Source organism: Streptococcus mitis, from assembly GCF_001579045.1.
GTDB classification, from domain to species: domain Bacteria; phylum Bacillota; class Bacilli; order Lactobacillales; family Streptococcaceae; genus Streptococcus; species Streptococcus mitis_D.
In genome coordinates this window covers 154,077-163,729 of the sequence record NZ_KQ970262.1, presented here as the reverse complement: position 1 = coordinate 163,729, position 9,653 = coordinate 154,077, and the positions used below count along the sequence as shown (strand labels likewise).

Here is a 9,653-nt window from a genome sequence, read left to right as displayed (position 1 = left end):
CAAAGATAGACGCGCTTCTTCCTTGCCATGTTTGAGGACATTTCCAAGCAGATTTTGTAAAATTCGATCCAGCAAGTCTTCATCAGTCCTCATTGTTAAACCAGCTTCAACCTTAAAATCAAGCGTGATATTTGCCGCCTGAAAAACATCATAATAAGCCAGAGTCTTTTTGGTGATAAAAGCTGAAAGATCCACTTCTTCCAGTTTTGGTTTGACAGCTCCTTCCATCAAACGACGATATTCTAGGAGAGCCTCCAAACGTTTGGAAACTAAATCAAGATGCTGGGCGATTTTTTGTAAGGTTTCTGATTGCTTTTCAGGAGACTTTATCAATTGTTGGGTGTAACCTGAAGCGATAGTCAAAGGTGTCCGAATATCATGGGCGATATTGCTGATGGCCATATCCAGAGTCTGCTTTTCCCTTTTCATCACCAACCGAGATTGTTCTACTTCCTGAAATAGATTCTCAATCTGCTGGTAGAGATGTAAAAAATGTTTGGAAAAAATACTGACTCCGACTCTTTTCATACTACCTGTGAGAATCTTGTCTTCAATCTGTTGACTCAAGTTTTTAAGTGCTAGATGGTAGCGAATCAATGCAATCGATAAAATAATTAGGAGTATCAGTAGAACAAAGATTATCATGTAGGTCATTGCTTGTCTCCTTTTAATCTTACCCCAACTCCCCAAATGGTTTCAATATATTCTTGATTTGGGTCAAGCTGGTTTAATTTTTTACGAAGATTACTCAAATGCGTATTGAGAGTATTATCTCCAGGTAGGTAGCTCTCCTCCCAGACCAATTCATAAAGTTCTTCCTTGGTAAAAATTTTCTTAGGGTATTTAAGGAGAGTTTGGAGAATTAAGCATTCTTTCTTGGCAAGACGAATCGTTTCCTGACTATTTTTGATTTCAAAACTTTCTGCATCAAACTGGATATTTTTCAAGTTTTGTGGCAGATTTTCAGTTTTTCCTATTTCCATAGGCTGTTTTTCTAAGCTTTGACGTAATTGAACAGTAACTCTGGCAAAGACTTCGTCCAAATCAAAAGGTTTGACTATGTAATCATTGGCACCGTCTAAGAGGTATTGACTGATTAACTTCTTATCGCTCAAAGCCGTTAGCATAATGACTGGAATTTTACTTTGTTTCCTGATGGCTTTTAAAACCTGATCCCCATTTTTTCCAGGAAGCATGATATCTAGCAAAACGAGGTCAATCCCACCTTGGTCAAAAAGCATGATTCCTTCTGTACCAGAAAAGGCTTGAATCACCTCATGCTCCTCAGTAAGAAGTGTTCGCAAAATTTCTTGAATGTCACTATTGTCTTCAATAACCAGTATCCTAGCCATAAACACCAACCTTTCTGCAACTATTATAGCATGTTTTATTGATAAAGCTTAAACAGAAAAGCTCCTCGCATAAAAGTGCGAGAAAGCCTTAGAGGATTAAAATATAAAATCCACTTGCTAGATAACATTGTATCATTATAGTTGCTAGTGAAAACGAGTCTAGCAGAATGAATCTCTCATTTATCCCCTACTAGTCCGTAATGCGTTGATACATTTCGGGTCTTCTATCTCGAAACAAGCCCCAGTTTAGGCGTTCGCTTGCTCCCTTATCTAGGTCATAAGTTGCTAACAGAACAGCTTCTTCTTGTCTTTCAGCTCGCTCTAGAATAGCTCCTGTTTCATCCGTCATAAAGGATGAACCGTAGAAGTCAAGACTAGAACTCTGTCCACCATTTTCCTCACTTGAAGTGACTTCTTCAAAGCCATAGCGGTTGGCTGCAATGACTGGAACAATATTAGCTGCTGCGTGTCCTTGCATGGTACGTTGCCAATGACCACAACTGTCCGTATCTAGGATAGGCTCAGAGCCAATAGCAGTTGGATAAAAGAGCAATTCAGCACCATTTAACGCAAGACAGCGCGCTGTTTCAGGGAACCATTGATCCCAACAGATACCGATCCCAATCTTGGCATAGCGAGTATCCCAGACCTTGAAGCCTGTGTTGCCAGGTGTGAAATAGAATTTCTCTTGATAGTAATGGTCATCTGGTATGTGGGTCTTTCGGTAAACGCCCAGCACTTCCCCATCTGCATCAATGACAGCAATAGAGTTATACAAGACATTGCCATCTTTTTCATAGAAACTGATTGGTAAAACAACCTGTAGTTCCTTAGCAAGTTCCTTAAAATGCAAAATGGCTGTATTGTCTGTCACCGACTGGGCATGCTGGTAGTAGTCATACTGACGTTCTTGACAAAAATAAGGACGTTCAAACAACTCGGGCAAGAGAATAATTTGTGCACCTTGTTCTGCAGCCTGACGTACTAAACGCTCTGCGGTTTGGATATTTGTTGTTACATCCTTAGCGCATTGCATCTGAATAGCTGCAACACTTACATTTCTCATCTTTTTCTCCTATTCTGGGATTTGTTGGGTGATACAGTGGATATTGCCACCACCTAAGAGAATATCTCTGGCTGGTATTCCGACAACTTTACGGTCTGGGAAACACTTACTGAGGATATCTAAGGCCACTTGATCGTTTTGATCTTGAAACTGGGGAGCAAGGACAGCCTTGTTGGCGATATAAAAGTTTACGTAGGAAGCTGCTAGTCGTTCACCTGCGTATCGCTCTTCTTCTCCTTCTTCATAAATGTAGCCTGGCAAATCCTCTTTGGTTACAACTTGATGAAGAGCTGGAATTGGAAGTTTATGAATGGTGAAGTGTCGACCTTTTGCATCTGTTTCCTGCTCTAAGAGCTCTAAATCAGCTACTGACATGGCATATTGAGGATCGCTTTTGTCGTCTGTCCAAGCCAAGACAAGCTCTGCAGGACCGACAAAGGCAACAACATTGTCAACGTGTTCATTGGTTTCATCCTGATAAATACCATAAGGAAGCCAAATAACTTTTTCAGCTCCAAGGCACTCTAATAAGGTATTTTCGATTTCTTCCTTACTAAGATGAGGATTGCGACCAGGGCTAAGCAAGCAACTTTCAGTCACGAGAATGGTTCCTTGACCATCGCTATGTATCGCTCCGCCTTCTAGGACAAAAGGTTTGGCATCATAAACAGGCATTTCCAAGGCCTCAGCAAAACGACTGGCTACTTGGTCATCATCTTCATAATCTTGATAAAGACCGTCCACAACGCCACCCCAGGCATTAAAAGACCAATCGACTGCTAATTTTTCTCTTTTATCATTGACAAGAATAGTCGGACCTGTATCACGCGCCCAGGCATCATTGGTGGGAATGTCTAGATAAATAACGCTGTCTCCAAGATAAGATTGGGCTTCAGATAGATAGTCTTGCTCCACCAAAAGATAGACTCTTTCTCCTTCTGCTATGGTCTTAATAATCTGGCTGAAAGCTCTTTTAGCAGCTTTACCTTGAAAAGGCCATGAACCTGGTCGAGTCGGCCATATCATGAGAGTACCATGGTGTGGTTCGTACTCTGCTGGCATAAGATAGCCTAATTTTTTGGGATTGTCCATCATGATAATCTCCCTTTAAAGTCTTGATATCCGAAGGCTTTGATTAAGCTACAGTCTCCCTGTTCGTCCATAAGATAGAGACTTGGCAATCCAATACCATTAAAGGTATTATTTTTGACAAAGGAATAAATGGCCATATCTTCAAAATAAAGTCTGTCTCCGATTTGGACTGGATTTTCAAAGCTATAATCACCAATCACATCGCCCGTCAGACAAGTATTGGAAGAAAGTCTGTAGGTATGGGCTTTTTCCTGTGCCTCAAAGCCATTTCTCAAAGGTGGGCGATAGGGCATCTCAAGTACATCAGGCATATGGCAGGTCGCAGAGGCATCTAAAACCAAGATTTCCATGCCGTTTTCTACAATATCCAATACTTCAGTTGCTAGATAACCCGCATTGAGCGCAATGGCTTCACCCGGCTCGATATAGACTTCAAGATTGTAAGTTTCTCGGATACGCTTGATTTCTGAAATCAGCAAATCCACATCGTAACCTTCTCTCGTGATGTGGTGTCCGCCCCCCATATTGAGCCATTTGACCTCATGTAAATAAGGACCGAACTGCGCTTCTACTGCTTTCAAAGTTGTCTCTAAATCATCTGAACCTTGCTCGCAAAGGGTATGAAAATGAAGTCCATCCACCAAATCCAACAAATCACTAGGAATTTTATCTAGTGTTACGCCAAAGCGAGATCCTGGTGCACAAGGGTCATAGAGCGCATGGTCACCCTGTGTTGAACACTGAGGGTTGAGACGTAAACCAACACTGATACCAGCCTCCCGACAACGAGCCCCATGTTTACGCAACTGTCTCTCTGAGTTAAAGACGATATGGTCCGTTATCTCCAGCAATTCCTCCATGTCCTCATCCTTGAAAGCAGGTGCAAAAACATGTACTTCCCCTGGGAACTCTTCTCTAGCTAGCTTCGCCTCATAAAGTCCACTAGCCGTTGTACCAGACAGATACTGGCTAATCAAGGGATAGGTTTTGTAGAGGGAATAAGCCTTCTGGGCAAGCAAAACCTTGCAGCCAGCTTCTTCTTGTACATATTGTAGAATGCGGCAGTTTGCTTCTAACTTGGCTAAGTCAATAACATAGGCTGGTGTTGGTACTTGTTCTAACTTCATCAGTCCACCATTTGTGGATTCTCAACCACAACCCATGGCAAACCATACTCATTCAAAGCTTCCATAAATGGATCTGGATCCAACTCTTCAAGGTTATACACTCCAGCTTGTTTCCAAGTTCCGTTCATAACCAATTTTGTTCCAATCATGGCTGGAACGCCTGTCGTGTAAGAAATGGCTTGTGAACCAACTTCTGCGTAACATTCCTGATGGTCGCAGACATTGTAGATGTAGATGGTCTTTTCAACGCCATCTTTTACACCTGTAAAGATACATCCAATATTGGTTTTTCCGACTGTACGTGGACCAAGGCTTGCAGGATCTGGAAGTAGCGCTTTTAAAAATTGAATCGGAACGATGTCTTGACCATTGAAATTAATAGTATCCGTACGAAGGAGCCCTACATTTTCCAAGCATTTCATATGCGTTAGATAAGATTGACCAAAAGTCATAAAGAAACGAATCCGTTTAACGCCTGGAATGTTTTTCGCCAATGATTCAATTTCTTCATGGTGAAGGAGATACATGTCTTTTTGCCCAACCTGTGGGAAATCGTACTCACGCTTGATTGACATAGCTTCCACTTCGACCCATTTTCCATCTTCCCAGTAAGAACCTGGCGCAGAAACCTCGCGTAGATTGATTTCTGGGTTGAAGTTGGTCGCAAATGGATAACCGTGATCACCACCATTACAGTCTAAAATGTCGATATAGTGGATTTCATCAAAATAATGTTTAAGGGCGTAAGCTGAAAAAACGCTGGTTACACCTGGGTCAAAGCCAGATCCAAGCAGAGCAGTCAAGCCAGCTTCTTTGAATTTTTCCTGATAAGCCCATTGCCATGAGTAGTCAAAGTAGGCTGTAAAACCAAGTTCCTTACAACGTTTCTCATAAATAGCACGCCATTCAGGATCTTCTGTATCCTCAGCCTCATAGTTGGCGGTATCGATATAGTGGACTCCTGTTGCCAAACAAGCATCCATAATGGTTAAATCTTGATAAGGCAAAGCTACGTTCAAAACAGCTTCTGGTTTGTAGCTTTCAATCAGGGCAATCACTTCTTCTACCTTGTCAGCATCAAGTGCAGCTGTTTCAATCTTTGTACTTGTTTTGCCTTCCAGTTTAGCTTTCAAGTCATCACATTTTGACTTAGTACGACTGGCAATCATAATTTCTGTAAAGGTTTCGCTATCTTGACAAATCTTTGAAATAGCAACTTGGGCAACGCCCCCACATCCAATAACTAGTAAACGACTCATTTTTTTCCTTCCTCTTCTTCTAAAATGTCCTCAACATACTTGGGCAACATAAAGGCTCCCACGTGTAAGTTTGCAGTGTAGTATTCTGTGAAAAGCTGGCGTTTTTTCCAGCCTTCCTTGTCAAAATCTTTGACAGGGTGGTATTTTTTCGATGCAAATCCAAACAACCAATAGCCAGCTGGGCTAGTTGGAATATGGGCCTGATAGACCCGACTGATTGGAAATGCTTGATTGACCTTGCGATGCATACTTCGGCAAGCCGACTCATCCTCATCAAAGAAGGGACTCCCATGCTGGTATATCATGATGCCGTCCTCTTTCAAGGCTCTGTAACTGTTGCCGTAAAATTCCTTGGTAAAGAGCCCTTCCGTATGTCCAAACGGATCTGTCGCATCGTTGATGATAATATCATAGTCATCTTCGCAGTTTCGCAAAAAGCGTAGCCCATTTTGGTAGTAAATGGTAACACGAGGATCGTCTAGCCCTGCGGCAAAATCTGGGAAATACTCACGACAGACCTCTACCAACATTTCATCAGGTTCTACAATATCGATTTGCTCCAGTTCAGGATAAAGTGTTAATACTTGAGCAACACCACCGTCACCGCCCCCAATAACCAAGACTTTCTTTGGATTTGGGTGAACAGCCATGGGAACGTGAACAGTCATTTCGTTGTAGACAAAGTCATCCGCATCTGAGAACAAGACGTGCCCATTTAAAATCAGTATTTTCCCAAAAGCTGGCGTATCCAAGACTTCGATATCCTGCCATTCACTTTTTCCAGCGTAGAGTTGTTTGGCAGTTCTCAGGGACAATTTGACATCTGGAGTATGAACTTCAGAAAACCATAAATCCATCTAGTTCTCCTTTCTCTTAATGACGTTGATGTGATTGACCTCAGGATCTTCCGTCCCTTGGAGGGAACAACCACGTTCCTTGGCAAATTGGATATAATCGACAATTTCTTGTGTAATGCGTTCACCAGGGGCCAAGATAGGAATCCCTGGAGGATAGCACATGACAAATTCCCCACAGACCTGTCCAACAGACTCATCTAAGGTCAAACTTTTTCTCTCTGAATAGAAGGCTTCCTGAGGAGATAACACCAACTCGGGTTGGATATATTCTCCAGCTATCAAGTCCTTCCCATCTCGTGAATAGAGTCTCTTAATATCAGCCAGAGCACCAACCAAGCGCTCGATGTCTTGGATGCGGTCGCCGATGGAAATATAGGCCAAGATATTGCCGATATCACCAAACTCGATCTGAATGTCGTATTCGTCTCGCAAGAGGTCATAAACCTCGATACCTGTTAAGCCAATACCCTGAGTGTAAACTGACAACTTGGTTACATCAAAATCACAAACGGAAACACTATCTATTAACTCTTTTGAGTAGGCATAGTAGCCACCTATGGCATTGATTTCACGACGAGCATACTCGGATAGCTCGATAACTTTCTCAAACGACTCTTTACCACGAAGGGCCAAGTTGCGACGCGAAATATCCAGACTAGCCATCAACAAATAAGAGGCGGATGTTGACTGGGTAAGATTGATAATCTGACGTACGTATTCAGGATTCATCTGCTCCCCGATTAAAAGAAGCGAGCTTTGTGTCAAACTCCCACCAGACTTATGCATGGAAACTGCTGCCATATCAGCTCCTGCATCCATAGCAGAAATTGGAAGTTTATCTGTAAAATGCAAATGCGCCCCGTGGGCTTCATCTACTAAAACCATCATGCCAGCTTCATGAGCCATTTCTGTCAACCCTTTTAGGTCTGAACAGATTCCGTAGTAGGTAGGATTGTTAATCAAAATGGCCTTGGCATCTGGATGATCCTTGATAGCCTGGGCTACACGGTCATTTTCAAGACCTAAAGCGATACCAATCTTAGGATCCACACTCATCTCGATATAGATGGGAATGGCACCACATAGAACCAGCGCATTGATAGCAGATTTATGGACATTTCGTGGAAGAATAATCTTATCTCCAGCCTTGCAGGTTGACAGAATCATAGTCTGAACAGATGAAGTTGTCCCACCAATCATTAGAAAGGCATGGCTAGCTCCAAAAGCATCTGCAGCCAATTCCTCTGCATCCCGAATAATCGAAATAGGGTGACCAAGATTATCCAAGGGTTTCATCGAATTGACATCAATTCCAACACATCTTTCACCTAGCAGTTCGACAAGTTCTGGATTTCCTCGTCCACGCTTGTGACCTGGAACATCAAAGGGAACAATCCTTTTCTTGCGTAACTTCACCATGGCTTCATAAATTGGGGCTTGGTTTTGATCTAACTCCTTCAAGACATACTCCTTTCAATATTTTTAGAACCTTATGAAAACTAAGGAACTAAAGGTTGACTCATGAAAAAAGAGCAGGATTTCACCTGCTCTGCAATCTTCTGACGTGTTTATTTTGGTTTCTGTTGAGTATGTCTGTTCCTGATGTTTCCTAACTCTCTAGTAGCAAATATTACGTACTTTATTGATCGTTTCACAAGATGACGTGTGCTTTCACCACACTAAAAATTTATGAATTAGGACAAGTGTCCTAACATCAACTTATAAAAGTAGGCTTTTAACCCTATCAATAATGTGGTTTTTCAACCACGCTTCGGCATTCAACCCTGCCTGTCCGTAGGCATTTTTTACTCGGGTTTATATTTGCTAGAAAACATCATCTCATTTTCTAAGCTTTATTACTATATCATGTTTCCAAGAACTTGTAAAGTGTTTTACGAAAAAAATATAAAAAAGTTCGTAAAATAGTTGGATTTTATTTGATTTCACACTAATTATTTTCTTGTAATCGATTATAAAGTGAACAAAATGATTATCGTATTTAATTTTAAATTTTTTATGCAATTCTATACTCATTACCCTCGGTGTTTGATTTATCAGAAAAAATGCTGAAATTTCTACATCATTAGAATCGTGCAACTTTTTTCAGATACTTTTAAAAGATTGATTTCCCTATATTTTTCCTTTATACTGGATAAAAAGGAGAATAGTATGTCAGAAACAAATCACGAAATCGATTCAAATTTTGCAGGTCGTTTAAATATCCTGCGTGCGGGTGTTCTTGGTGCCAATGATGGAATTATTTCCATTGCTGGTGTGGTTATTGGGGTTGCCAGTGCTACCAGCAATATCTGGATTATCTTTTTATCAGGATTTGCAGCTATTTTGGCCGGTGCCTTTTCAATGGCTGGTGGAGAATATGTATCCGTTTCAACTCAGAAAGATACCGAGGAAGCGGCCGTTGCGCGTGAGAAACTCTTGCTAGACCAAGATATGGAACTAGCCAAAAAGTCTCTTTATGCTGCTTATATTCAAAATGGAGAATGCGAAACCTCTGCTCAACTCTTGACCAATAAGGCCTTTCTTAAAAATCCACTCAAGGCTTTGGTAGAGGAAAAATATGGGATTGAGTATGAAGAATTTACCAATCCTTGGCACGCTGCCATTTCTAGTTTTGTTGCCTTTTTCCTTGGTAGCTTACCACCAATGCTGTCAGTGACCATTTTTCCAAGTGAATACCGCATCCCTGCTACTGTCCTTATCGTCGGTGTAGCCCTTCTTCTCACTGGTTACACTAGTGCCAGACTTGGAAAAGCCCCAACCAAAACAGCTATGATTCGGAACCTTGCTATTGGTCTCTTAACTATGGGAGTTACCTTTCTTCTAGGACAACTTTTCAGCATTTAGAAGACAAGAAATACCTCGATTTTGCAGTGAGTCCA

Annotated in this window: 9 protein-coding genes; 1 reads left to right on the top strand and 8 read right to left on the bottom strand. The window is 41.5% G+C overall.

All coding sequences use genetic code 11. The features are described from left to right. The 8 genes from SMIDD28_RS03750 to SMIDD28_RS03715 all read right to left on the bottom strand — a co-directional run. The coding region (locus tag SMIDD28_RS03750) for a sensor histidine kinase (protein WP_231075130.1) at nt 1-654 on the bottom strand (654 nt) is incomplete at its 3' end. Continuing rightward, the gene (locus tag SMIDD28_RS03745; protein ID WP_061424824.1) at nt 651-1,352 is read right to left on the bottom strand and encodes a response regulator transcription factor; all 702 of its coding nucleotides are present in this window, start codon (nt 1,350-1,352) and stop codon (nt 651-653) included. The genes SMIDD28_RS03745 and SMIDD28_RS03750, both read right to left, overlap by 4 nt. Before the next feature lie 190 nt (nt 1,353-1,542). Next, nucleotides 1,543-2,418: an N-carbamoylputrescine amidase gene (aguB, locus tag SMIDD28_RS03740; RefSeq protein ID WP_061424822.1), complete on the bottom strand. Its 876-nt coding sequence runs from the start codon at nt 2,416-2,418 to the stop codon at nt 1,543-1,545. Nucleotides 2,419-2,427: 9 nt separating this feature from the next. Next, nucleotides 2,428-3,513, bottom strand: coding sequence for an agmatine deiminase (gene aguA / locus SMIDD28_RS03735; RefSeq protein ID WP_061424821.1), 1,086 nt, complete (start codon nt 3,511-3,513; stop codon nt 2,428-2,430). After that, the gene (gene nspC, locus SMIDD28_RS03730; protein ID WP_061424819.1) at nt 3,510-4,637 is read right to left on the bottom strand and encodes a carboxynorspermidine decarboxylase; all 1,128 of its coding nucleotides are present in this window, start codon (nt 4,635-4,637) and stop codon (nt 3,510-3,512) included. Before nspC ends, aguA begins: the two co-directional genes overlap by 4 nt. Beyond that, the gene (locus SMIDD28_RS03725; protein ID WP_000088770.1) at nt 4,637-5,896 is read right to left on the bottom strand and encodes a saccharopine dehydrogenase family protein; all 1,260 of its coding nucleotides are present in this window, start codon (nt 5,894-5,896) and stop codon (nt 4,637-4,639) included. Before SMIDD28_RS03725 ends, nspC begins: the two co-directional genes overlap by 1 nt. After that, a complete protein-coding gene (gene speE, locus SMIDD28_RS03720; protein ID WP_000366713.1) occupies nt 5,893-6,753 on the bottom strand; it encodes a polyamine aminopropyltransferase in 861 nt (286 codons plus the stop codon). Before speE ends, SMIDD28_RS03725 begins: the two co-directional genes overlap by 4 nt. Next, nucleotides 6,754-8,214, bottom strand: a complete 1,461-nt coding sequence (locus SMIDD28_RS03715) for an aminotransferase class I/II-fold pyridoxal phosphate-dependent enzyme (RefSeq protein WP_061424812.1) — start codon at nt 8,212-8,214, stop codon at nt 6,754-6,756. Between the two features lie 708 nt (nt 8,215-8,922). Here SMIDD28_RS03715 and SMIDD28_RS03705 point away from each other — a divergent pair. Continuing rightward, entirely contained in the window at nt 8,923-9,618 is a 696-nt protein-coding gene (locus SMIDD28_RS03705; protein WP_061424807.1) for a VIT1/CCC1 transporter family protein, read from the top strand. Nucleotides 9,619-9,653: the final 35 nt, after the last annotated feature.